General features: G+C 54.6%; 21 protein-coding genes and 5 tRNA genes. 11 read left to right on the top strand and 15 right to left on the bottom strand.

Annotation, left to right across the window (positions count from 1 at the left end; translation table 11 throughout):
• Positions 1-175: 175 nt before the first annotated feature.
• Together cysK and cysZ are read right to left on the bottom strand one after the other, a co-directional pair.
• A complete protein-coding gene (cysK, locus tag C6A40_RS10880; protein ID WP_014884739.1) occupies positions 176-1,147 on the bottom strand; it encodes a cysteine synthase A in 972 nt (323 codons plus the stop codon).
• Positions 1,148-1,310: 163 nt separating this feature from the next.
• Positions 1,311-2,072 carry a sulfate transporter CysZ gene (cysZ, locus tag C6A40_RS10875; RefSeq protein ID WP_008501602.1) on the bottom strand — a complete coding sequence of 254 codons (762 nt, stop codon included), beginning with the start codon at positions 2,070-2,072 and terminating at the stop codon, positions 1,311-1,313.
• A 230-nt stretch (positions 2,073-2,302) separates the two neighbouring features.
• Between cysZ and zipA the strand changes: the two genes are divergently transcribed.
• From zipA to C6A40_RS10860, 3 genes are all read left to right on the top strand, one after another.
• Positions 2,303-3,286 carry a cell division protein ZipA gene (gene zipA, locus C6A40_RS10870; RefSeq protein ID WP_021241791.1) on the top strand — a complete coding sequence of 328 codons (984 nt, stop codon included), beginning with the start codon at positions 2,303-2,305 and terminating at the stop codon, positions 3,284-3,286.
• Positions 3,287-3,355: 69 nt separating this feature from the next.
• The gene (gene ligA / locus C6A40_RS10865) at positions 3,356-5,371 is read left to right on the top strand and encodes an NAD-dependent DNA ligase LigA (protein WP_045335286.1); all 2,016 of its coding nucleotides are present in this window, start codon (positions 3,356-3,358) and stop codon (positions 5,369-5,371) included.
• A 1-nt stretch (position 5,372) separates the two neighbouring features.
• Positions 5,373-5,588 carry a DUF3820 family protein gene (locus tag C6A40_RS10860; protein ID WP_045335284.1) on the top strand — a complete coding sequence of 72 codons (216 nt, stop codon included), beginning with the start codon at positions 5,373-5,375 and terminating at the stop codon, positions 5,586-5,588.
• Here the strand turns inward: C6A40_RS10860 and C6A40_RS10855 are convergent.
• Entirely contained in the window at positions 5,585-6,580 is a 996-nt protein-coding gene (locus tag C6A40_RS10855; protein WP_008501598.1) for a bile acid:sodium symporter family protein, read from the bottom strand. The genes C6A40_RS10860 and C6A40_RS10855 overlap by 4 nt on opposite strands.
• Positions 6,581-6,669: 89 nt before the next feature.
• Here C6A40_RS10855 and C6A40_RS10850 point away from each other — a divergent pair, with 89 nt between their 5' ends.
• Positions 6,670-7,605: a LysR family transcriptional regulator gene (locus C6A40_RS10850; protein WP_023294241.1), complete on the top strand. Its 936-nt coding sequence runs from the start codon at positions 6,670-6,672 to the stop codon at positions 7,603-7,605.
• Here the strand turns inward: C6A40_RS10850 and C6A40_RS10845 are convergent.
• The 4 genes from C6A40_RS10845 to C6A40_RS10830 all read right to left on the bottom strand — a co-directional run bounded on the left by C6A40_RS10845 (position 7,602) and on the right by C6A40_RS10830 (position 8,330).
• On the bottom strand, positions 7,602-7,943 hold the full coding sequence (locus C6A40_RS10845) for a FlxA-like family protein (RefSeq protein ID WP_039024777.1): 342 nt from the start codon (positions 7,941-7,943) through the stop codon (positions 7,602-7,604). The genes C6A40_RS10850 and C6A40_RS10845 overlap by 4 nt on opposite strands.
• Positions 7,944-8,069: 126 nt before the next feature.
• A tRNA-Lys gene (locus C6A40_RS10840) sits at positions 8,070-8,145 on the bottom strand.
• A gap of 4 nt (positions 8,146-8,149) precedes the next feature.
• A tRNA-Val gene (locus C6A40_RS10835) sits at positions 8,150-8,225 on the bottom strand.
• A 29-nt stretch (positions 8,226-8,254) separates the two neighbouring features.
• A tRNA-Val gene (locus C6A40_RS10830) sits at positions 8,255-8,330 on the bottom strand.
• Between the two features lie 257 nt (positions 8,331-8,587).
• Between C6A40_RS10830 and gltX the strand changes: the two genes are divergently transcribed.
• On the top strand, positions 8,588-10,003 hold the full coding sequence (gene gltX / locus C6A40_RS10825; RefSeq protein WP_045334222.1) for a glutamate--tRNA ligase: 1,416 nt from the start codon (positions 8,588-8,590) through the stop codon (positions 10,001-10,003).
• Positions 10,004-10,048: 45 nt separating this feature from the next.
• Here the strand turns inward: gltX and C6A40_RS10820 are convergent, their stop codons facing one another.
• Positions 10,049-10,441: a YfeC-like transcriptional regulator gene (locus C6A40_RS10820; RefSeq protein WP_045334224.1), complete on the bottom strand. Its 393-nt coding sequence runs from the start codon at positions 10,439-10,441 to the stop codon at positions 10,049-10,051.
• A gap of 1 nt (position 10,442) precedes the next feature.
• A complete protein-coding gene (locus C6A40_RS10815; protein WP_045334226.1) occupies positions 10,443-10,805 on the bottom strand; it encodes a YfeC-like transcriptional regulator in 363 nt (120 codons plus the stop codon).
• 217 nt (positions 10,806-11,022) lie between these two features.
• On the opposite strand from C6A40_RS10815, the gene C6A40_RS10810 reads away from it, so the two are divergent.
• From C6A40_RS10810 to C6A40_RS10800, 3 genes are all read left to right on the top strand, one after another.
• A tRNA-Ala gene (locus C6A40_RS10810) sits at positions 11,023-11,098 on the top strand.
• 41 nt (positions 11,099-11,139) lie between these two features.
• Positions 11,140-11,215: transfer RNA gene (locus C6A40_RS10805), tRNA-Ala, on the top strand.
• Positions 11,216-11,430: 215 nt separating this feature from the next.
• Positions 11,431-13,620: a sensor domain-containing phosphodiesterase gene (locus tag C6A40_RS10800; RefSeq protein ID WP_032675286.1), complete on the top strand. Its 2,190-nt coding sequence runs from the start codon at positions 11,431-11,433 to the stop codon at positions 13,618-13,620.
• 44 nt (positions 13,621-13,664) lie between these two features.
• Here C6A40_RS10800 and C6A40_RS10795 read toward each other — a convergent pair whose 3' ends face one another.
• The gene (locus tag C6A40_RS10795) at positions 13,665-14,852 is read right to left on the bottom strand and encodes a NupC/NupG family nucleoside CNT transporter (RefSeq protein WP_008501591.1); all 1,188 of its coding nucleotides are present in this window, start codon (positions 14,850-14,852) and stop codon (positions 13,665-13,667) included.
• Positions 14,853-15,200: 348 nt separating this feature from the next.
• Here C6A40_RS10795 and C6A40_RS10790 point away from each other — a divergent pair, with 348 nt between their 5' ends.
• Positions 15,201-16,439 carry an Nramp family divalent metal transporter gene (locus tag C6A40_RS10790; RefSeq protein WP_008501590.1) on the top strand — a complete coding sequence of 413 codons (1,239 nt, stop codon included), beginning with the start codon at positions 15,201-15,203 and terminating at the stop codon, positions 16,437-16,439.
• A 32-nt stretch (positions 16,440-16,471) separates the two neighbouring features.
• Here the strand turns inward: C6A40_RS10790 and C6A40_RS10785 are convergent, their stop codons facing one another.
• Positions 16,472-16,813 carry a DUF2502 domain-containing protein gene (locus C6A40_RS10785; protein ID WP_008501589.1) on the bottom strand — a complete coding sequence of 114 codons (342 nt, stop codon included), beginning with the start codon at positions 16,811-16,813 and terminating at the stop codon, positions 16,472-16,474.
• 127 nt (positions 16,814-16,940) lie between these two features.
• Positions 16,941-17,939 carry an L-glyceraldehyde 3-phosphate reductase gene (gene mgrA, locus C6A40_RS10780; protein WP_045334227.1) on the bottom strand — a complete coding sequence of 333 codons (999 nt, stop codon included), beginning with the start codon at positions 17,937-17,939 and terminating at the stop codon, positions 16,941-16,943.
• A gap of 185 nt (positions 17,940-18,124) precedes the next feature.
• Between mgrA and ipdC the strand changes: the two genes are divergently transcribed.
• Positions 18,125-19,783 (top strand): indolepyruvate decarboxylase, encoded by a 1,659-nt coding sequence (gene ipdC / locus C6A40_RS10775; protein WP_045334228.1) that lies wholly within the window; start codon positions 18,125-18,127, stop codon positions 19,781-19,783.
• Here the strand turns inward: ipdC and C6A40_RS10770 are convergent, their stop codons facing one another.
• The gene (locus C6A40_RS10770; RefSeq protein ID WP_008501586.1) at positions 19,784-21,019 is read right to left on the bottom strand and encodes an ion channel protein; all 1,236 of its coding nucleotides are present in this window, start codon (positions 21,017-21,019) and stop codon (positions 19,784-19,786) included.
• Positions 21,020-21,224: 205 nt separating this feature from the next.
• Between C6A40_RS10770 and glk the strand changes: the two genes are divergently transcribed.
• The gene (glk, locus tag C6A40_RS10765; RefSeq protein ID WP_045334229.1) at positions 21,225-22,190 is read left to right on the top strand and encodes a glucokinase; all 966 of its coding nucleotides are present in this window, start codon (positions 21,225-21,227) and stop codon (positions 22,188-22,190) included.
• 35 nt (positions 22,191-22,225) lie between these two features.
• Here glk and C6A40_RS10760 read toward each other — a convergent pair whose 3' ends face one another.
• A complete protein-coding gene (locus C6A40_RS10760; RefSeq protein ID WP_021241782.1) occupies positions 22,226-22,957 on the bottom strand; it encodes a LytR/AlgR family response regulator transcription factor in 732 nt (243 codons plus the stop codon).
• 3 nt (positions 22,958-22,960) lie between these two features.
• Positions 22,961-24,667, bottom strand: a complete 1,707-nt coding sequence (locus C6A40_RS10755) for a sensor histidine kinase (RefSeq protein ID WP_023325822.1) — start codon at positions 24,665-24,667, stop codon at positions 22,961-22,963.
• Positions 24,668-24,670 lie beyond the last annotated feature (3 nt).

The following is a 24,670-nucleotide window of genomic DNA, read 5'->3' as shown; positions in this document are numbered from 1 at the left end:
AATCGATTCAGCAAGGCTATTTCGTTCGCTGATTAATTTCACGCATCAAAATAATTGCTGGTTTAAATACCAGACCCAACGGGGTGAAGCAATGCCAGGAGGGGCAAAAGTTTGAAGCAGGCCACAAAAAAGCACCTGAAAAGGTGCTTTTTTACGCGTTATTAACATAGTGGCACTACTGTTGCAGCTCTTTTTCAGTGAACAGATCGGCAAACAGTGCGGTGCTCAAGTAACGCTCACCCGAGGAAGGAAGGATAACCACAATATTCTTATTGGTAAAGGCCTCATCTTCCTGAAGTTTAAGCGCTGCCGCAACGGCCGCACCGGAAGAGATACCTGCCAGAATGCCTTCTTCATCCATCAGGCGGCGCGCGGTAGAGATGGCTTCTTCGTTCGTGATAGTGACCACTTTATCAATCAGCTTCAGATCCAGGTTACCCGGAATGAAGCCTGCGCCAATCCCCTGAATTTTGTGCGGGCCGGGTTTGAGCTCTTCCCCCGCCAGCGCCTGGGTGATAACCGGTGAGTCAGTCGGCTCAACGGCAACGGTAATCAGGTCTTTTTTACCCTTCGTGCCTTTAATATAGCGTGACACGCCGGTCAGCGTACCGCCGGTACCCACGCCGGAGATAAAGACGTCAACCTGGCCGTCAGTATCTTCCCAGATTTCCGGGCCGGTGGTCTTCTCGTGAATTTCCGGGTTTGCCGGGTTGCTGAACTGCTGCAGCAGCAGGTATTTCGCCGGATCGCTGGCCACAATCTCTTCGGCTTTCTGAATGGCACCTTTCATGCCCTTCGCGCCTTCGGTCAGCACCAGGTTCGCGCCCAGCGCTTTAAGCAGCTTACGACGCTCGATGCTCATGGTTTCAGGCATGGTCAGCGTCAGCTTGTAGCCGCGCGCGGCAGCAACATAGGCCAGAGCGATCCCGGTATTGCCGCTGGTGGGTTCCACCAACTCAACGCCCGGCTTCAGTACGCCACGTTTTTCAGCATCCCAAATCATGTTTGCACCGATACGGCATTTTACGCTGAAGCTCGGGTTACGTGATTCGACCTTCGCCAGGATGCGTCCATTACCGATACGGTTCAGTCGAACCAGGGGCGTATGACCGATAGTCAGCGAGTTGTCTTCATAAATCTTACTCATGGCCTGTCCTTAACTGTATGAAATTGGGATACCGACCCAGCATACCTGCTAAGCAGGTAGGGGGAAGTAAGGAATTCGCATATCTATATACTGCAAGGAAATAATGGGGATCAGTATGGAATAAGGGGCGGCATAAGCCACCCCTGCTTTACACATTTTTGCATTATTTCCATAACGCGTGCTTAGCACGGTAGCAGTCGACCCACATGGCGGTCGCGCCGCAAACGGCAACCGGCATGATGAACAGATTCAGGAACGGAATCATAGTGAACAGGCTGGTCAGCGCGCCAAACTGCATATTGGCGATCTTCTGGCTGCGCAGGGCGGTGCGCATCTCTTTAAACGGCACCTTGTGGTTATCGAACGGATAGTCGCAGTACTGGATGGCCAGCATCCAGGCGCTGAACAGGAACCACAGCACCGGTGCCACCGTCTGGCCAATGCCGGGCACAAAATAGAGGATAAGCAGCACAACCGCGCGGGGCAGGTACCAGGCAAACTTCTGCCATTCACGCTTCATAATGCGAGGGAGGTCTTTCATGATCCCCAGGATGCCCGTGTCCGGCGGTGTTGCGCCGGTAAGGCGCGCTTCCAGCTGTTCCGCCAGCAAACCGTTAAACGGCGCGGCTATCCAGTTGGCAATCGTCGAGAAGAAGTAGCCAAATACCAGCAAAACGGAGATCACCGCCACCGGCCAGAGCAGGTAGTTAAGCCACTGCAGCCAGTCCGGCACGTAGCTCATCAGCGATGGGATCCAGCTTTCCAGTTTTGTGAACAGCCACCAGAACGCGCCGCCCATCAGAATAATGTTGATCAACAGCGGCAGAATGACGAAGCGTCGAATACCCGGCAGAGAGACCAGTTTCCAGCCCTGAGAAAAATACCAGACGCCGCTGCGCGGGGGAGAAGAAGATGTTGAAACCATAGCCAGGCTGTACTCCTTTTTACACAACCAGTGGAATTGCCCGCCTATATTATCCACTTACGGACCAATGACCAGTTCGGAAATGTTCGAAAAACCAGCAAAAAGCACGATTTCCTTCATCTTTATGCTGTGAATGCTCTGCACACACTTGCACTTGACGTAAACGGCAAATACTCTTAGTGAGTAAATGTTTGCCGTGGTGGCAAGGTGTTAGAACAACAGAGAATATAATGATGCAGGATTTGCGTCTGATATTAATCATTGTTGGCGCGATCGCCATAATCGCTTTACTGGTACATGGTTTCTGGACCAGCCGTAAAGAGCGTTCCTCGATGTTTCGCGATCGCCCACTGAAGCGCATGAAGTCCAGTCGTGACGACGATGACAGTGAAGATGACATCGATGGAAGTGACGATGACGGCGTGGGTGAAGTTCGTGTTCATCGGGTCAATACTGCGCCCGGCGTAGGCCATGGGGAGCATGAAGCACCTCGTCCTTCGCAGCACCAGTATCAACCGCCGTATGCTTCTGCACAGCCGCGCCAGCCAGCGCCACAGCCTGTGGAAGAACCGGTGCGCCAGCCGCCGCAACAGCCTGTGTATCAGCAGCCTGCTGCGCCACAGCCGGTTCAACAACAACCCGTGCAGCAGCCTGTGCAACAGCAGCCTGCGCAACCGGTACATCAACCGCAGCAGCCTGTTCATGTTCAACCTGCGCCGCAGCCCGCTCCTGCCCCGCACGTTGAGCCTGAGCCCGTTGTAGAGCCAGAGCCGGTTGTTGAAAAACCGCAGCGTAAAGAAGCGGTGATCATCATGAACGTGGCCGCCCATCACGGCAGCCATCTGAACGGTGACGTACTGCTGAACAGTATTCAACAGGCCGGCTTCAAGTTTGGTGATATGAATATCTTCCATCGTCACCTGAGCCCGGACGGTAGCGGCCCGGCGCTATTTAGCCTGGCCAATATGGTTAACCCTGGCACATTCGACCCAGAAATGACGGGCGATTTCGTGACGCCGGGTGTCACTATCTTTATGCAGGTGCCGTCCTACGGCGACGAACTGCAAAACTTTAAGCTGATGCTGCAATCCGCTCAGCACATCGCTGACGAAGTGGGTGGTGTGGTGCTCGACGATCAGCGTCGCATGATGACCCCGCAGAAGCTGCGTGAGTATCAGGACCGCATCCGCGAAGTTAAGGAAGCCAACGCGTAACCGACGCGTTATCTTCAACTCCTCCTCAACCCCCGCATGTCGGGGGTTTTTTCTCATTGATGGTGTGATATGGACTCAATCGAACAACAACTCACTGAACTGCGAACCACGCTTCGCCATCATGAATATCTCTATCATGTTATGGACGCGCCGGAAGTCCCGGATGCGGAGTATGACCGCCTGATGCGCGAGCTGCGCGAATTAGAGGCGCAGCATCCTGAACTCATTACACCGGATTCCCCCACCCAGCGCGTCGGCGCTGAGCCGCTGGGCGCTTTCAGCCAGGTGCGTCATGAAGTACCGATGCTGTCGCTGGATAACGTCTTCGATGAAGAGAGCTTTCTCGCGTTTAACAAGCGCGTGCAGGATCGCCTGAAAAGCAGCGACGCTCTCACCTGGTGCTGCGAACTGAAGCTGGATGGCCTGGCGGTCAGTCTTCTCTATGAAAACGGCGTGCTGGTGCGTGCCGCGACGCGTGGCGACGGTACGACGGGCGAAGACATCACCACCAACGTGCGTACCATCCGCGCGATCCCGCTGAAGCTGCAGGGTGACAATATTCCTGCACGTCTGGAAGTGCGCGGCGAGGTGTTTCTGCCCCAGGCGGGCTTCGAGAAAATTAACGAAGAGGCACGTCGCACCGGCGGTAAGGTGTTTGCTAACCCGCGTAACGCGGCGGCGGGCTCGCTGCGACAGCTTGATCCGCGCATCACCGCGAAGCGACCGCTTACGTTCTTCTGCTACGGCGTCGGTATTCTGGAGGGCGGCGAGCTGCCGGATACCCATCTCGGGCGTCTGCTGCAGTTTAAGGCGTGGGGCCTGCCGGTGAGCAACCGCGTTCAGCTCTGCGACTCGCCGGAAGCGGTGCTGGCGTTCTACCACAAGGTGGAAGCGGACCGTCCGACGCTCGGCTTTGATATTGATGGCGTGGTCATCAAGGTGAACTCGCTGGCGCTGCAGGAGCAGCTGGGCTTTGTGGCGCGCGCGCCGCGCTGGGCGGTGGCGTTTAAGTTCCCGGCTCAGGAGCAGATGACCTTCGTCCGCGACGTGGAGTTCCAGGTGGGACGTACGGGGGCCATTACCCCGGTCGCTCGTCTGGAGCCCGTACAGGTGGCCGGCGTGCTGGTGAGTAACGCCACGCTGCATAACGCAGATGAAATCGACCGCCTGGGCCTGCGTATTGGTGACAAAGTGGTAATTCGCCGCGCGGGGGACGTGATCCCGCAGGTGGTTAACGTCGTGGAGTCAGAACGTCCTGACGATACGCGCGAGGTTGTCTTCCCGACCCATTGTCCGGTGTGCGGCTCGGACGTTGAGCGCGTAGAAGGTGAAGCAGTGGCCCGCTGTACGGGCGGCTTAATCTGTGGCGCACAGCGTAAAGAGTCACTGAAGCACTTTGTCTCCCGTCGCGCAATGGACGTTGACGGCATGGGCGACAAGATTATCGATCAGCTGGTTGAGAAAGAGTACGTCCACACGCCAGCGGATCTCTTCAGGCTGACCGCAGGTAAACTAACCGGTCTGGATCGCATGGGGCCAAAGTCAGCCCAGAACGTGGTTAACGCCCTGGAAGCGGCTAAAGAGTCCACCTTCGCCCGTTTCCTTTATGCGCTCGGCATTCGTGAAGTGGGTGAAGCGACGGCAGCAGGGCTGGCGGCGTACTTTGGTACGCTGGAGGCGCTGGAAAAGGCAAGCATTGAGGAGCTACAGAAAGTTCCGGATGTCGGCATCGTCGTCGCCACGCACGTCTTTAACTTCTTTGCTGAAGAGAGCAACCGTGAGGTCATCGGCCAACTGCTGGCAGAGGGCATCAAATGGCCTGCGCCGGTCGTCGTCAATGCCGAAGAGATCGACAGCCCGTTCGCCGGTAAAACGGTAGTGCTGACCGGCAGCCTGAGCCAGCTATCCCGTGATGATGCAAAGGCACGTCTGGTGGCGCTGGGAGCCAAAGTGGCGGGCAGCGTGTCGAAGAAAACCGACCTGGTGATCGCCGGGGAGGCCGCCGGTTCCAAGCTGGCGAAAGCCCAGGAGCTGGGGATTGAGGTTATCGACGAAGCGGAAATGATGCGTCTGTTAGGAGAGTAACGTGGAGAAAGAGCAGCTCGTTGAGATCGCCAATACGGAGATGCTGTTCGGTAAATACAAGGGCCGCAGGCTGATTGATTTGCCGGAGGAGTATCTGCTGTGGTTTGCCCGTAAGGATGAATTCCCGGCAGGGCGACTGGGCGAGCTGATGGCTATCACGTTACTGATCAAAACCGAGGGGCTGACCCAGCTGGTGCAGCCCCTGAAACGTCCTTAAGCCTTCGCGGCGCGGGTCCCTTCCTGCGCCAGTTTTTCCGTCTGGCGCTTGTAGCGACGCGCCAGCACCGCGCAGACCATCAACTGGATCTGATGGAAAATCATTAGCGGCAGCACCATCATTCCAATCACCGAGGTCGGGAACAGAATGTTGGCCATCGGGATACCGTTTGCCAGACTCTTCTTCGAACCGCAGAACACAATCGTAATTTCATCCGCTTTGTTGAAGCCGCACTTGCGTGCCACAAAGACGTTTACTGCAATGACAATTGCCAGCAGGATGAGGCTGACCACCACGATAAAGAGCAGCGAACCGGCGCCCACCTTATGCCAGATCCCGTTCACGACCGCTTCGCTGAAGGCGGAATAGACCACCAGCAGGATCGACGACTGGTCGGTTTTTGAAATCCATTTCTTGTGCTTTGCCACAAATGCGCCCGTCCACGGACGCGAGAGATGCCCCAGCACAAACGGCAGCAGCAGCTGCAAACAGATTTTGCCGACCTGCTCAAGGTTACCTTCCGCGCCGTGCATGTTCATTAGCAGGCCCACCAGCAGCGGCGAGACGAAAATCCCCAGCAGGCTGGATGCCGATGCCGAGCAGACGGCGGCCGCAACGTTCCCTCCCGCCAGAGAGGTAAAGGCAATGGCGGATTGCACGGTAGCCGGAAGAATGCAGAGATACAGAAAACCGGTATAGAGTGCCGGGTCGACGTTAACCGGTGCCCACCAGGCAAACAGCACGCCGAGGATCGGGAAGAGAATGAACGTGCTGCACATTACCCAGAGATGCAGCCGCCAGTGGCTCCCCCCTGCGATAATCGCTTCACGGGACAGCTTCGCGCCGTGCATAAAAAACAGCAGTGCAATGGCGGCCGTCGTCAGCCCTTCAAAGAACGGAACGAACCCGCCGCGAGCGGGAAAGAACGAGGCCAGTAAAACGGTAACGACCAGGGTGAGCGTAAACGGATCAACAATACGAAATAGTTTCATAATGACTCCTGAAAACAGATGTCGCTATTGTGCTTTTTTCCATTTGAGAAATAAAATTGATTTATTGCATCCATTCATGAATTAAACAGATGAATTATTCCTTACGCCAGCTCCGCATTTTCGTTACCGTCGCCAATGCCCGCAGCTTTAGCCGGGCAGGGGAGATGATTGGCCTGAGCCAGTCGGCGGTCAGCCACAGCGTGAAAGAACTGGAAAATCAGACCGGCGTCCGGTTGCTTGACCGCACCACGCGCGAAGTGGTGTTGACCGAAGCCGGGCAGCAGCTTGCTCTGCGCCTTGAACGGCTGCTGGATGAGCTGAACAGCACGCTCAGAGACGTGGGGAGGCTGGGGCAGCAGCTTTCGGGTACCGTGCGGGTCGCGGCCAGCCAGACGATATCTGCACACCTTATCCCGCAGTGTATTGCCGAGGGGAACCATCGCTACCCGGACATTGACTTTGTCCTGCATGACCGGCCACAGCAGTGGGTACTGGAGAGCATCCGCCAGGGGGATGTCGATTTTGGTATTGTTATCGATCCCGGCCAGGTGAGCGATCTGGAGTGCGAAAGCGTACTTTCGGAGCCCTTTTTGCTGCTCTGCCGTGACGACGATCCGCTGGCCGCGTTGCCTGACGTCAGGTGGCAGTCACTTCAGGGCGCAAACCTGGTTTTACAAGATTATGCCTCGGGCAGCCGCCCGCTGATTGATTCCGCACTGATGAATCAGGGGGTAAAGGCAGCGATCGTGCAGGAGATTGGTCACCCGGCAACGCTGTTTCCCATGGTGGAAGCCGGGATCGGCATCAGCGTGTTGCCCGCCCTGGCGCTTCCCCTGCCTCAGGGAAGTCGACTGGCCGTGAAGCGGTTGACGCCCGTTGTCGAACGAAAGCTAATGCTGGTGCGGCGAAAAAATCGTTCACTCTCGGGGGCGGCGCAGGCTATCTGGGAAGTGGTGCGTATCCAGGCACAGCGATTGACCGAGGCCCGCATACGCGATCCACTGTTTAACGCTTCAGAAGATTAGATGTAGATATCAATCTGATTATTGTCTGTTGGGCTATTCACACCTTCCACTTTGCCCAATTTTTGATCCTGCTTTTTCTGGGCCTCTTCGGCCTGCTGGCGCTGCAGTGCGGCGAGCTGCGCCTGCAGCACTTTGATCTGGGTCTGAATCAGTTCCTGCTGCTTTTTCTTCTCTTCCGTGCTGCCGGGACTGTTCGCCAGCTCGTTTAACTGCTGAGTCAGCTTTTGGATTTTGTCGAGAATGCGGGTGATTTGCGCAGAGATATCGTTACCGCCAGAAGCCCCATTCCCGCCACTGCTGGTTTGAATAGGTTGGGTTGATGCCTGAATGGTCGTCATATTTTTTCCTCGCGTTATAAAACAGAGGTATCGGCACCGGCGGGATTAGCTTGAGGAAAATGGGGCAGGTTCACATTTTTTATATCGCAGATAGCAAAAAAGCGCCTTTAGGGCGCTTTTTTACATTGGTGGGTCGTGCAGGATTCGAACCTGCGACCAATTGATTAAAAGTCAACTGCTCTACCAACTGAGCTAACGACCCGAAATGGTGGGCGATGACGGGCTCGAACCGCCGACCCCCTCCGTGTAAAGGAGATGCTCTACCAACTGAGCTAATCGCCCATTTCGGAACTGCTGCGATAAGATGAGAATGGTGGGCGATGACGGGCTCGAACCGCCGACCCCCTCCGTGTAAAGGAGATGCTCTACCAACTGAGCTAATCACCCCCGCTGTGTGGAGTCGCATTATAGGGAGAGTTGAAAATGAGTCAACGCATTTTCTAAAGTTTTTATTCGTTCGTCGTAAAATTAAGCAAAACGATCGCGAAACGGGCAGTGGCGCATGATTTCTAAACAAAAATCGCAAACTCGGGCCCGATTCAGGGAACAACATTGAGGAATCGCCGCACAGTGATAGAATATTGCCCATTGTTTTTTCCCAGGATTTGCCGATTGCCGGCATCTTTATAACGTAAGGCCATTTCATGAAAATCAAAACTCGCTTCGCGCCGAGCCCGACAGGCTATCTGCATGTCGGTGGTGCACGTACCGCTCTCTATTCCTGGCTTTTCGCACGCCACAACAAAGGTGAGTTCGTGCTGCGTATTGAAGACACCGATCTTGAGCGCTCCACGCCAGAAGCAATTGAAGCCATTATGGATGGGATGAACTGGCTGAACCTGGAATGGGATGAAGGTCCCTACTTCCAGACCAAACGCTTTGACCGCTATAACTCCGTCATTGATGAGATGCTGGTCGCGGGCACGGCGTATAAGTGCTACTGCTCCAAAGAGCGTCTGGATGCGCTGCGTGAAGAGCAGATGGCGAACGGTGAAAAGCCGCGTTATGACGGCCGCTGCCGCCACGACCACAGCGAGCATGCTGCAGATGAGCCTTGTGTTGTGCGTTTTGCTAACCCGCAAGAGGGGTCTGTGATCTTTGACGATCAGATCCGTGGCCCGATCGAATTCAGCAACCAGGAGCTCGACGATCTGATCATCCGTCGTACCGATGGTTCTCCAACCTACAACTTCTGCGTGGTGGTGGACGACTGGGATATGGAAATTACCCACGTTGTGCGCGGTGAAGACCATATCAACAACACGCCACGTCAGATCAACATCCTGAAGGCGCTGAACGCCCCTGTGCCTGTCTATGCCCACGTCTCCATGATCAACGGCGACGACGGGAAAAAGCTGTCTAAACGTCACGGTGCGGTGAGCGTGATGCAGTATCGCGACGACGGCTATCTGCCAGAAGCGCTGCTGAACTATCTGGTGCGTCTGGGCTGGGCTCACGGTGACCAGGAGATCTTCAGCCGCGAAGAGATGATCGAACTGTTCTCTCTGAGCTCTGTCAGCAAATCCGCCAGCGCGTTTAACACCGACAAGCTCCTGTGGCTGAACCATCACTACATCAATACCATGCCGCCAGAATATGTGGCGACGTATCTGCAGTGGCACATTGAGCAGGCAAATATTGATACCCGCACAGGCCCTGAGCTGGCGGATCTGGTGAAACTGCTCGGCGAGCGCTGCAAAACGCTGAAAGAGATTGCTGAAAGCTGCCGCTACTTCTATGAAGAGTTTGATGCGTTTGATGCGGACGCCGCGAAGAAACACCTTCGCCCGGTTGCGCGTCAGCCGCTGGAAGTGGTGCGTGACAAGCTGGCTGCCATTACCGAGTGGACCGCAGAGAATGTGCATCACGCCATTCAGGCGACGGCGGACGAGCTGGAAGTCGGCATGGGTAAAGTCGGTATGCCACTGCGCGTTGCGGTGACCGGTGCGGGTCAGTCTCCGGCGCTGGACGTAACGGTTCATGCTATCGGCAAATCACGCAGCGTAGCGCGCATTAACAAGGCTCTGGACTTTATCGCTGAACGAGAAAATCAGCAGTAATAACGTCTCAGATAAAACAAACGGCAGGGGGAACCTGCCGTTTTTTTATGCTTCTTCTTCTGCAATACCCAGACGCTTAAGAAAGCCGTGAATGCCTTCGCGCTTCAGGAAGGTGTCCAGACGCTTCTGCTCTGCTGCAGTCATATTCTCCAGCGTCTCAATTATGCCCGGAAACAGGTTTGCAGAGGGGGCATTGTAGGCGGAAGTGGCCTCCGCGAGATGGTAAACCGCCTGACGGTTGCGGATCGCCGGGAGACTCATAATGTGTTCCTTCACGCGCGTATCGACATGAATGAGCCGCGCGCGGCCGCCTTTCACGCCGTTGAGCCCTTCGGTTTTCCACCCCTGCTGACGTATCCAGCGATTAACCGTTTGTCTGGCAACGCCCAAACTCTGCGCCAGCTCTTCCGTGGTCATTTTACTCCGTAATCTTTTCATATCAGTCCCGCTCGCGAATCCCTAAACGTTGCAACAATCCGGTGATCCCTTCCCGCAGTAACAGCGATGTCATCTGTTTCTGCTCTTCCGGCGTCATTTCATCAGCCAGCGTCAGGAGTAGGGTGTGAAGCGAACTGTTATGGCTGGTACCTTCTGCCATATCGGACGTTTCGCTTGCCCGACGTGCGCTGCGGATAAAGTCGCGGACTTTTTCGTTCACATGTACCAGTCGCGCTTTCCCGCCCTGAACGCCAGGTTTTGGTGACGTAATCCAACCCTCTTTGCGTACCCATTTATTGATGGTCTGTCGGCTATAGCCAGTGAGCAGGGCTAACTCTTCTGGCGTCATTCGTTCCTTGATCATGCAATTTCCTGAATATCAGTGGGGTTAATTAACGGCTCATTTTATAGCACCGTTTTACATGAAAACGTGACAGGCTTAACTCCTGATTACGAGCACGCTCGCAAAGTGATTCATTTGCATGATTTTTCGGCGATCGAACGGCGGTCATTGATTTTGCCGTTGACACTCCGCAGCGGAATTCATATTATGCCGCCCGTCAACATGACAGCTTTACGATGGGGCTATAGCTCAGCTGGGAGAGCGCTTGCATGGCATGCAAGAGGTCAGCGGTTCGATCCCGCTTAGCTCCACCAAACTCTGAACCCAACAGAGTGCGGTCAGTAAAGTCACATGTGGGGCTATAGCTCAGCTGGGAGAGCGCTTGCATGGCATGCAAGAGGTCAGCGGTTCGATCCCGCTTAGCTCCACCAAAATTGTAAACCCTCGTCAAATGACGAGGGTTTTTTTTATCTGTTTGTAACGCCCGTCACTGGTTTTTGTTATCAAAAAGAAGGTATTCCCATACCTCACCTCAATCGAAATCAATAAACGTGTCTATAAATAGACTTGAACTTGATTCGTGCAATTAATAAACCTATTATCCATCCGGTCAATGATTCAGACGGATAATATACTCATCAGCTTAATGAATAGAAAAACGTACAATAATGTAAAGATATTTATAATTGCCCTGACACTTTGTCTGATTGCGGTACCTGTCTCCCGTTATCTCTCTCCACGCGCAATTGTTAATGGTCATGACGTTTATTTAGCATGGCTGCCGCTCAGCGTGATGCTGGCGGTAATTCTGCTATTTGGGCGCAGGGCTATTCTTCCCATTTTGTTAGGTTTTACTGTCACTAATTTATTCTATATTAATTTAGCACCGCTACAATATTCAGTTTTGCTGTTCTGTCAGACCTTTGCGTTGTTCGCGGCCTGCGGTCTGCTACGCCTCATGCTGGGCAAGCGCTGGCGCCACTCCATCCCTAACAAGCACATCGGGCTACGTATATTCTGGCTCGGTTTTATTGTGCCATTTGGTATTAAGCTGTCGATGTATATGGCAGGCTATTTGTTTGATTTTCCGGTGACTATCTCAACCTATTTCGGCGAAGGAACGGTAATTTATAATGTTGTGGATATTCAAAGCCTGATATGCGCGGGGCTGATTTTTACCATGATGTTCTATTACCCATTAAGAATGATAATTAATCCTCGTTATGCCGTCACCTTCTGGCGGCGAAGCGTGAAGCCCGTGTTTTATCACAAGAATCCATTATATATTTTTGTCTGGCTGATGCTTTTAGGCGCCATTCTCATCATTTTATGTGGTCCTTTTGAATCACCGGTCATTGCGGGCTATTTGATGCCGCTGATTTTTATTCTTTTTACCCTGGCAATAAGCCGCCTGACCTATGCGTTGATTTCTCTGCTGTGGGCCACCTCAGCGCTCCTGCTGTTGACCTACAACTACAACTTCCTGAACGGGGTCGAGTCGGGCCATTCACTCTCCTTTATCCTCTCCGTGCTGATTTCTTTCGCTATCTGCTTGCTTTACATGTCGCGCATTTACCAGCGCAGCGAGTGGCTGAAGCGGGGCTGGCAGGGCAGGGCGCTTACCGATCCCCTTACCGGTTTGCCCAATATTCGTGCGCTGGAAGATTATCTTGAGATTCACCCGGATGCCAAAGTGTGCATTCTGCGCATGGATAACCTGGAGTTTTTGAGCCGCCACTACGGGATTATCATGCGGGTCCACTGCAAACGTACGATCGCCACGTCGCTACAGCCACTTTTGCAGAAAGATGAGACGCTCTTCCAGCTTCCGGGAAGCGAACTGGTGCTGGTATTACTGGGGCCGGGAACCGCCGAGCGTCTCCAGCATATGGTCGATCGGCTGAACAGCCGTAAGATTTTCTGGAACAACACCGGGCTGGATATTGAATTTGGCGCATCCTGGGGAATGGTCGAAAACGGCGAAAAGCTTCATCACACGCTGGGACAGCTGAGCTGGCTGGCAGAGCAGGCCTGCGGAGAGCAAAACGTTCTCGCGCTCACGAATAGCCTTGAGGCGGCATCAGGACAAACGACAGAGCGTGTCCTGATGCTGGCGCGGATTAAGCATGCCCTTGAGGCGGGGCAGTTCCATTTATACGCGCAACCGATCCAGAAGGCGGACGGGAGCGGGTATTACGAAATCCTGGCGCGTATGGAGAGCGAGGGCGAGATCTTCACCCCTGACCGCTTTATTCCGCTGATTGCCCAGTTCAACCTCAGCCATCGGTTTGATATGTGCATTATGGAGAAATTACTGCTGTGGCTGCGCGATCACCCTTCAACACAGGCTGGCACCCGTTTCTCCGTCAATCTGATGCCGCTCACGCTGATGCAAAAAGAGGTGGCGACTGAGATTTGCGCGCTGTTTGAACGGTACGGCGTGGCACCTCAGGCCGTCGTGATTGAGATCACCGAGGAGCAGGCTTTTTCAAATTCAGGCACAAGTATCAACAATATTCAGCAGCTGCGGGATTACGGTTTCCGAATTGCCATAGATGATTTTGGTACTGGCTACGCCAACTACGAGCGCCTCAGACGCCTGCAGGCGGACATCATTAAAATTGACGGCTGCTTTGTGAAAGACATTTGTACAGACGACATGGATGCAATGATCGTCCAGTCGATGTGTAATCTGGCGAAGGCGAAATCGCTGTGCGTCGTCGCGGAATACGTCGAAACGCCGGCCCAGCGGGAGATGCTGCTTCGCTTTGGTGTGGATTACCTGCAGGGATACCTGATAGGCAAACCCAAACCGCTGGAAGAATTGCGGGCATAAAAAAACCGGGAGCCAGGCTCCCGGTTTTTGTTTAACGGTAAACGTTACAGAACCAGTGCCGCGATGGATGCGGACAGGACGCTCACCAGCGTAGAGCCGTAAACCAGCTTCAGGCCAAAGCGAGAAACCACGTTACCCTGCTCTTCGTTCAGACCCTTAATCGCACCGGCGATGATACCGATAGACGAGAAGTTCGCGAAGGAGACCAGGAACACGGAGAGAATCCCTTCCGCGCGCGGAGAAAGCGTGCTGGCAATTTTCTGCAGATCCATCATCGCAACGAATTCGTTAGAAACCAGTTTGGTTGCCATGATACTGCCCACCTGCAGCGCTTCGTGAGCCGGAACACCCATCACCCATGCAACAGGGTAGAAGATGTAGCCCAGAATGCCCTGGAAGGAGATACCCAGCACCGCGGCGAACAGGGCATTCAGTGCAGAAATCAGCGCAATGAAGCCGATCAGCATGGCGGCAACGATAATCGCGACTTTGAAACCGGCCAGGATGTATTCACCCAGCATTTCGAAGAAGCTCTGGCCTTCGTGCAGGTTAGACATCTGGATGTTCTCTTCGCTGGCGTCAACGCGGTACGGGTTGATCAGCGACAGAACGATAAAGGTGCTGAACATGTTCAGTACCAGCGCAGCCACCACGTATTTTGGTTCCAGCATGGTCATATACGCGCCCACGATAGACATGGAAACGGTAGACATTGCGGTTGCCGCCATGGTGTACATACGGTTGCGGGACATCTTGCCGAGAATATCTTTATACGCGATGAAGTTCTCAGACTGACCGAGGATCAGGGAACTGACGGCGTTGAAGGATTCCAGCTTACCCATGCCGTTCACTTTGGATAACAGGAAACCAATTCCACGAATCACGAACGGCAGAACGCGGATGTGCTGCAGAATACCGATCAGCGCGGAGATGAAGACGATAGGGCAGAGAACCTTCAGGAAGAAGAACGCCAGACCTTCGTCGTTCATTTTACCGAAGACAAAGTTGGTCCCTTCATTGGCGAATCCGAGCAGTTTTTCGAACATTTCGGAGAAGCCTTTCACGAAGCCGAGGCCTACGTTGGAGTTCAGGAAGAACCACGCAAGTAAAACTTCAATGACCAGCAGTTGGACAACATAACGAATACGAATTTTTTTGCGGTCTGTGCTGACCAGCAATGCGAGTGCAGTAACGACAACAAGTGCCAGGACAAAATGAAGGACGCGGTCCATATTTGCTCCAAATATGAGGCAGGTTTAATTTTCGTGCACATTCTATGTAACAAGCGAAAAGAAAACGAGATCGAGGACACACTATAGTTACATCCTGTGACGAGTCTCAAAAATAGTGATCCACAATACATTTTTGTTATGTTAGGTAAATGAGTGAAAAGTTAAGTTTGTGTGCTAGTCTTCACAAAAGCATGCGCGATTTCAGTTTCAGTTAGATCGCCCCACTTACCCGCCCGTCTATCGTTCAAAGCTATCAGAGAAATCACTGCAAACTTTATAAATGATCTTGATAATCATTCTCATTTTGATAGCATTAAACATAGCAAAGGCTATATTTCAGAGGCAGAAATGACAAACAGTCGCGTAGAGGGTAGCAGTGGCAGAGCAGCGCGCAAGTTGCGGTTCGCATTAATGGGACCTGCGTTCATCGCTGCCATTGGTTATATCGATCCAGGTAACTTTGCGACCAATATTCAGGCCGGGGCCAGCTTCGGTTATAAGCTGCTCTGGGTGGTCGTCTGGGCAAACCTGATGGCAATGCTGATTCAGATGCTCTCCGCAAAGCTGGGGATTGCGACGGGCAAAAACCTGGCGGAGCAAATTCGCGACCATTATCCGCGTCCCGCGGTCTGGCTCTACTGGGTTCAGGCTGAAATCATCGCCATGGCCACTGACCTTGCTGAATTTATCGGCGCAGCGATCGGCTTTAAGCTGATTCTGGGTGTGTCGCTGTTGCAGGGGGCGGTCCTCACCGGGATTGCCACGTTCCTGATCCTGATGCTGCAGCGTCGGGGTCAAAAGCCGCTGGAGAAGGTCATTGGCGGTCTGCTGCTGTTTGTCGCGGCGGCCTATATCGTTGAGCTAATCTTCTCACAGCCGAATCTGGCGCAGCTCGGTAAAGGAATGGCGATCCCAAGCCTGCCGACCTCGGAAGCGGTGTTCCTGGCCGCCGGGGTGCTGGGGGCGACCATCATGCCGCATGTGATCTATCTCCACTCCTCGCTGACTCAGCATCTCCACGGTGGGACGCGTAAAGAACGTTACTCCGCCACCAAGTGGGACGTGGCGATCGCCATGACCATCGCGGGGTTTGTCAATCTGGCGATGATGGCTACTGCAGCCGCAGCTTTCCACTTTAACGGTCATACCGGTATTGCCGATCTCGACCAGGCGTATCTCACGCTGGAGCCGTTGCTGAGCCATGCTGCCGCCACGATATTTGGCCTTAGCCTGGTGGCTGCTGGTCTCTCTTCTACGGTGGTGGGCACGCTGGCAGGCCAGGTGGTGATGCAGGGGTTTGTCCGGTTCCATATTCCGCTGTGGGTTCGTCGTTCCGTCACCATGCTGCCGTCTTTTGTGGTGATTCTGATGGGACTCGACCCAACGCGAATTCTGGTCATGAGCCAGGTGCTGCTGAGTTTTGGTATTGCGCTGGCGCTGGTGCCGCTGCTGATCTTTACCAGCAACAAAACTCTGATGGGCGAGCTGGTCAACTCAACGCTGGTGAAACGAACCGGGTGGGCCATCGTGGTGGTGGTCGTTGCGCTGAACCTGTGGTTGTTAGTGGGAACCGCGCTGGGTCTTTAACAAAAAAAGGAGCCGTGGAGGCTCCTTTTTGATTAGTGATGATGGCCGTGACCATGACCTTTGCCGCGACCCCAGCCGCCGCGACGGTCGTCACGATCGTTCCAGCCTTCACGGTAACCGCGCTCATAGGCGCTGTCTTTATACCAGCCGCGGTGTCTGCCGTTATCATGTTTCCACCAGCGATCGCCGCGCCACTCATAGTGACGATGCCAGTAATCACGGTCGCGCCAGTAGCCGCCGTCCCAGTATCTGCCGTAGTCGTCACGATCGCCAATTTGTAATTTTACTGATGGCAACAGGGTGATTTCGCCCGCAGTGGCGATCAGCGGCGCCGAAGCCAGTAATACCGCTGCAAGAATCAGTGACCTGAACATACTCTTTCTCCTTCACGATCGGGGCCTTTGTTGGGCCTGTTAACGCAATTTTATGAGTTGGTAAAGCGCCGTATCATCGCCTCAACTCCGAATTCCTGGGTGAGAGCACTTTTTGCTAAAAGTGATGTTATATTGAGCTGCTCAGGATCGCGTCTATACGGGCCAACTCTTCTGCAGAGAAATGGCGGTTTGCCAGCATCCCCACGGCGTCATCAATCTGAGCCGCTTTACTTGCCCCAATCAGCACCGACGTCACGTCCTCATGGCGTAATACCCAGGCCAGCGCCATCTGGGACAGCTTCTGGCCGCGACTTTCTGCCAGGGCATTCAGCTTCCTGACTTTCTCCAGCTTCTCTTCGGTGAGCTGATCGGGTTTAAGGAACTGACTGCCGCTTGCCGCGCGTGAGTCTGCGGGGATGCCGTTCAGATAGCGATTGGTCAGTTGCCCGCCGGCCAGCGGCGAGAAGGGAATACAGCCGACTCCTTTTTCCTGCAACACGTCCAGCAGCCCCGCTTCCGGCGCACGTTCAAAGAGGGAATATTTCGGCTGGTGGATCAGGCAGGGCGTCCCGAGGTCATTAAGGATATCAATCGCCTGGCGAGCCAGAACAGCCGGGTAGTTGGATAATCCGACATACAAAGCCTTCCCCTGACGCACCACATGGTCAAGCGCTTTCATGGTTTCCTGCAGCGGCGTTTGAGGATCTGGCCGGTGATGATAGAAGATATCCACATACTCCAGCCCCGTGCGCTTCAGGCTTTGATCGAGGCTTGCCAGCAGATATTTACGTGACCCCCAGTCGCCGTAAGGCCCCTCCCACATGGTATAACCCGCTTTGGTGGAGATGATTAGCTCGTCGCGCCAGGGCAGGAAATCCTCCTGCAAAATACGTCCGAAATTACGTTCGGCCGATCCGGGGGGCGGGCCATAGTTGTTGGCAAGGTCGAAATGCGTAATGCCCAGATCGAACGCACGCTGTAAAAGTTGACGGCTGTTTTCGATAAGGGTGGTGTCACCAAAGTTATGCCACAGCCCAAGCGAGATGGCAGGCAACCTGAGTCCGCTTCGCCCGCAGCGGCGATACTCCATTGTCCAGTAACGATTTTTGTCCGGCTGATAACCCATTTTCGTGACCTCTGGCGCTGAAGTGAAAAATCAGTGTATGCGTTTACATTTTCGTGAAAAAAAGCAGCATAGCGCAGCCTTTTTTGTAAAGCATTCTTTCCATGCCCTTCTTATCACCAATTCTGGACAGCCATCACGCTTATTTAATACTCAAGGTGAGGTCAACATTAGAAGGATACCTGTTCATGCGTACCCCATACTGCGTCGCCGATTACCTGCTGGACCGTCTTAATGATTGTGGAGCCGATCATCTGTTTGGCGTGCCGGGCGACTATAACCTGCAGTTTCTCGACCATGTGATAGACAGCCCGGATATCTGCTGGGTGGGCTGTGCCAACGAGTTAAACGCTTCTTATGCCGCTGACGGATACGCCCGATGTAAGGGCTTTGCCGCGCTGCTGACGACATTTGGCGTAGGAGAGTTAAGCGCCATGAACGGCATTGCGGGCAGCTTCGCCGAGCACGTTCCGGTCTTGCATATTGTGGGGGCACCGGGTACGGCATCACAGCAAAGAGGGGAGCTGCTGCACCACACGCTTGGCGACGGTGAGTTTCGTCATTTTTATCATATGAGCGAGCCGATCACTGCTGCACAGGCGATCCTGACCGAACAAAACGCCTGTTATGAAATCGACCGGGTGTTAACGACAATGCTACGGGAGCGTCGCCCCGGCTATCTGATGTTGCCTGCCGACGTGGCGAAAAAGGCCGCCACTCCCCCTGTAAACGCTCTCACGCTCAGGCATCCACATGCCGATAGTGCCTGCCTGAAAGCGTTCCGGGACGCCGCAGAAAACAAGCTTGCCAGGAGCAAGCGTACTGCGCTGCTGGCCGATTTCCTTGTCCTGCGCCACGGCCTGAAGCATGCGCTACAAAAATGGGTCAAAGACGTGCCGATGGCACACGCCACCATGCTGATGGGCAAAGGGATCTTTGACGAACGTCACGCCGGATTTTATGGCACCTACAGCGGTTCAGCGAGCGCCGGTGCGGTAAAAGAGGCGATTGAAGGGGCGGATACCGTACTGTGCATCGGCACGCGATTTACCGATACCCTGACCGCCGGCTTCACGCATCAGCTCACCCCGGCACAAACGATAGAAGTTCAGCCTCATGCCTCACGCGTTGGTGATCTCTGGTTTACCGGCATCCCTATGCTTCAGGCAATCGAAACGCTGGTGGAACTGTGCAAACAGCACGTGCACGAGACACCCGCGCAGTCTTCTCAAAGCGCGATGGCCTACCCGCAGCCGGATGGCTCGCTGACGCAGGCGAATTTCTGGCAAACGTTGCAGACATTTATTCGTCCGGGAGACATCATTCTTGCGGATCAGGGCACCTCGGCCTTCGGCGCGATCGACCTTCGTCTGCCGGCTGACGTAAATTTTATCGTCCAGCCGCTGTGGGGATCGATTGGCTATACGCTGGCGGCAGCATTTGGCGCGCAAACGGCCTGCCCGAACCGGCGCGTGATTGTCCTGACGGGGGATGGCGCGGCGCAACTTACTATCCAGGAACTTGGCTCGATGCTGCGGGATAAACAACACCCCATCATTCTGGTCCTGAACAACGAAGGGTACACGGTGGAAAGAGCGATCCACGGGCCTGAGCAGCGTTACAACGACATTGCGCTATGGAACTGGACGCAAATCCCGCAGGCCCTGAGCCTTGATCCTCAGGCCCAGTGCTGGCGGGTCAGTGAAGCGGAGCAGCTGGCGGACGTCCTTGAAAAGGTGGCACACCACGAGCGGCTCTCGCTGATTGAGGTGATGCTGCCGAAAGCCGATATCCCTCCGCTGCTGGGGGCGATCACCAAAGCGCTGGAAGCGCGCAACAGCGCCTGATTATTTGTCGTTTCGCCAGGCCATCATCATCGGTTTGCCCGCCAGCAGGAGCCAGGCGGGCAACATCACGATGCAAAGTAACGGGATGAGGGTGGTATCCGGTACCACCACGGCGGCCATGAAGAGGCTCAGCCAGGCATCGCGCGTGACCACCAGCACCAGCCCCAGAATCGAGCAGGAAACGGTAATCGCAGCCGGAACGGCATCGACATGCTCGTGCAGCATCAGCCCCAGCGCGACGCCGACAAAGACCGCCGGGAAGATGCGTCCACCGCGGAAACCGCAGGCGGCCGCCACCACCAGCGCTGCCAGCTTGATCACGGCAAACAGCAGATAGTCGGAGACGCTAAACACCTGGCTGAAGGCCAGCTGCTGCATCTCGTCCAGTCCTTTAAACAGCGTCACCGGCCCGCCGATCGTACCTAAAATACCCAGAATCAAACCGCCAGCCCCCAGAATCAGCACCGGGTGTTTGAGTCTGTGCATCAGCCGGTGAAGGCGTGGAAGACACCATACTGCCACCATGCCCAGCGCAATGGCGATGGCGGCGACGATGGCACCGCTGAAAATATCGGCGATTTGCATCTGGCCGTAGTGGGGGAGAGAGAGTGAAAAATGGGGATGGAAAAACAGGCTGGTCGTCAACGCTCCGGCGGCTGCGGCCATCAGTGGGGCAAAGAGCTTGTCCCACAGCGGGACGTCGTTGTTACTGCTGAGCGTCTGAGAAAAGATCAGTGCCGCCGCAACGGGCGTGCCGAAGAGCGCCCCGATGGTGCCTGCGGAGGCGAGAATAGTCCAGTCCAGCGCGCCAACGCGGGGCAAAATGCGTGAACCAAGAAAAACCGCCAGGCCAATGTTCACGGCCATAATCGGATGCTCAGGTCCCAGACTAACGCCGCCGGCCAGACCGATAATCAGCGCAATAATTAGCCCTGGCAACGCCGAGGGGGCTACCGGGGCACCAATCAACGGTTCCAGTGCCGGATCGGGGCCAGCATGGCCGGGACTAAAACGGATCACCAGGCCCACCGCAATACCGGTTAACGTCAGCATCCCAACGATCCACGCAGGAGAGTCAGCGGTGACGCCCAGCCCTGCAGGAAGCGCGTTCCATAATAGTGTTTGCAGCACCGACGCGACTTTCATCACGACAATAAGGACCAGACTTGAAACCACGCCAATGATGAGCGCCGGAATTGCCAGCAACAGCATGGTTCTGGCTCGCGGGTGAAGCATGATGATTTCCTTGTACAAAACGGTATTACGTTACTTTGCACATTAAGCCTTATGGCAATAGTGCAAAAGGTGCTGAAACGGTAAAGTTATTCTGTGACGAAGATCGATAATCCATGGGCATTCACCTTCCGGTCGTTGTTGTTATCACGCCTTGAATTTACAGTGTCCCAAAGATTTATTCTGACTTTAGCGGAGCAGTAGAAGAATGACAAAGTATGCTTTGGTAGGCGATGTGGGCGGCACGAATGCGCGCCTTGCATTATGCGATGTAAATAGCGGTGAAATTTCCCGGGCGAAAACCTATTCCGGTCTCGATTATCCAAGCCTTGAGGCCGTTGTCCGCGTCTATCTGGAGGAGCATCAGATAAGCGTCGAAGATGGCTGCATCGCCATTGCCTGCCCGATAACCGGCGACTGGGTCGCCATGACCAACCATACCTGGGCATTCTCCATCGCCGAGATGAAAAAAAACCTCGGCTTTGCGCATCTTGAAATCATCAATGACTTTACCGCGGTGTCCATGGCGATCCCGATGCTGAAGCTTGAGCATCTGATCCAGTTTGGCGGCGCTGAACCGGTCGAAGGTAAGCCGATTGCGGTTTACGGGGCCGGTACCGGGCTGGGCGTTTCACATCTGGTGCATGTCGCTCAGCGCTGGGTGAGCCTGCCGGGTGAAGGTGGTCACGTGGACTTTGCGCCAAACAGCGAAGAAGAGGGCATTATCCTCGAAGAATTACGCGCGGAGATCGGCCACGTCTCCGCCGAGCGCGTGCTGTCAGGACCGGGGCTGGTGAACCTGTACCGGGCGATTGTGAAATCGGACGGTCGACTGCCGGAAAATCTGCAGCCGAAAGACGTCACCGAACGCGCGCTGGCGGACAGCTGCATTGACTGCCGTCGTGCCCTGTCGCTGTTCTGCGTGATCATGGGGCGCTTCGGCGGCAACCTGGCGCTGACGCTGGGTACCTTCGGGGGCGTTTATATCGCGGGCGGCATTGTGCCGCGCTTCCTGGAGTTCTTTAAAGCCTCCGGCTTCCGCGGCGGGTTTGAGGATAAAGGGCGCTTCAGAAGCTACGTGCAGGACATTCCGGTTTATCTGATCGTGCATGATAACCCAGGCCTGCTGGGGTCGGGTGCCCACCTGCGTCAGGTTCTCGGTCAAATCCTCTGACGCATAGCCCTCTCCCGCAGGAGAGGGCTTTTTTGTTACAGGTGCATGAGCTGGCGGAACTCTTTTACCTTGCTGCGGCTCACCGGCACCTGAAAATCCAGATCCTTCAGACGCAAAATGTAGGTGTTGTTAAACCAGGGTTCGATCTCGCGGATCTTGTTTAAATTGACGCAGAACGAGCGGTGGCAGCGGAAAAAGTGCGACGCAGGCAGCTTGCTGCAAAACTCGGTGATGTTCATCGCCATCACGTAAGATTCCCGTCGCGTATAGACAAACGTCATCTTTTCATGGGCTTCGGCATAGTAGATATCATTGACCGGCGTCACGATGATGCGCTCATCTTTGACCAAATTAATGGTGTCGTTTTCCCGTACCGTTGGGCTGGCGTTTGCAGGGGCGGTCTGCTGCTGCCACGCGGCCTCCAGCTTTTGCAGCATGCTGACAATCCGCGACTCCTGGTAAGGCTTAAGGATATAGTCAAACGCCTCCAGCTCGAAGGCCTCTACGGCGTGCTCTTTCCAGGCGGTAACGAAAACAATAAACGGCTTATGGGCAAACTGATTGATGTTTTGCGCCAGCAATACGCCATCCAGCGACGGAATATTGATGTCCAGGAAGATGGCATCGACCCGGTTATGCTGCAGAAACTTCAGCACGTCCAGACCGTCATCAAAGGTACCCACAATTTCCATCTGGCTGTGGGTGTTGATAAGCCAGGTTAGCTCCTGTTGAGCCAGAATTTCATCTTCTACGATGATGACTTTCATGGGTTACTCCACCTGGGGCAACAGTGATGTTGCCGAATGAACGGGAGAGCGCTCGTTCGGGACGTAAAAAGCAATTTCGGTGCCCGGTTCAAGACGCTGAATATGCAGCCCGTCGCCGTAAAGCAGCTTGACCCGGTGGTGCACGTTCAGCAGGCCGATTTTATTTCCAGGCATCTCGTTAGACTCCACCCGCTCAATGACTTTTGGATCAATTCCGTGGCCGGTATCGCGCACGGCAATACGTACGCGGTTGCCGCTTTCGGTGACGCTGATGGTGACGACGCCTTTGCCTTTACACGGCTGAATGCCGTGAACAATCGCGTTTTCGACCAGCGGCTGGATAAGCAGGCTTGGGATCACGCAGTTGACCTCTTCATCAATATCGTAAATGACCGTGAGCTTGTCACCAAAGCGCGCCTGCTCAATCGCGATGTAGTCTTTAATCTGATACAGCTCTTTTTTGATGTCGATCTGCTCGTCATCTTTCAGCTCGATGTTGTAGCGCAGATAGCGCGACAGGTTAAAAATCAGCTGGCGCGCGGTGTCCGGATTAAGACGAATGGACGAGGAGATCGCGTTCAGCGCGTTAAACAGGAAATGGGGATTGATTTTGCTCTGCAGCGCGCGCAGCTCTGCCTTATTTGCCATCTCACGCAGCTGTTCCGCCCGCGAAACCTCAAGCTGGGTGGAGATAATCTGCGACAGGCCGATGGCCATCTCCTGCAGCGTGGAGGTGATCTGATGCGCGTGGCAGTAATAAATTTTCAGCGTGCCCGTCACGACGCCTTTCTCCCACAGCGGAATCACCAGCATGGAGTGGATTTCCGGCGTTCGGTGGGCTTCATCATTGTTTTTAATGATGATTTTACCGTAGTTAATCGCCTGTCGGGTGGTTGGGCTGATGGTGTCATCATTATCGCGATAGTTGTGCTCCCCGACGCCAACGTAGGCCAGCACGTGGTCAATATTGGTGATGGCGACAGCGTCAGCGTGGATGTCATGGCGAATGATTTCGCAGACCTGACGCAACGACTCCGCGTTAACGTGGCGGAAGAGCGGTAGCGTTTTGTTGGCGATATCCAGCGCCAGCTTGGCCTGACGGGCGGCGCTGGCCTCTTTTTCCCCTTCAACGCTTTGCACCAGCAGCACGATAAAGCCGATGCACACGCTGCCCAGGATCATCGGAATACCGATTTTCGAGACGATATCCAGCCCAAGTTCGGTGGTCGGGGCCCAGACGACGACCAGGATCATGGTCAGCGTTTCGCACACCATGCCCGCCACGATCCCTGCGCGCCAGCGCTGTTTTTTCGGGATTTTGCGGCTGATCCAGCCGGAGAGCACCCCGGCGATAATGCTGGTAATAAAGCAGGGCACCGCCGTGACGCCGCCGATATCAATCAGGTAGCGATGGGTTCCGGCAATCACGCCGGTAATGACACCCACCCACGGGCCAAACAAAATTCCGCCGGACATCACGGCGATAATGCGCACGTTAACCAGCGAACCCTCTACCGGCACGCCAGACCAGGTGCTGAACAGGGCGAACAGCGAAAAGATGGCGGTAACGGCCAACAGCTCTTTTGGCGAGTGTGCGGATTTGTGCAATAGCTCGCGAAACAGGCGAATGCGAATGAGGAAAAACAGGCAAATCAGCATTAATGCTGCACGGTCAAAAACCGCCAGCAGCATAGTGAATATTTCGTGCACGAG

This window comes from Enterobacter sp. GER_MD16_1505_Eko_090, from assembly GCF_003331015.1.
GTDB lineage: Bacteria > Pseudomonadota > Gammaproteobacteria > Enterobacterales > Enterobacteriaceae > Enterobacter > Enterobacter roggenkampii.
The sequence above is the reverse complement of the archived record's forward strand: the minus strand, read 5'-3'. Positions and strand labels throughout refer to the sequence as shown.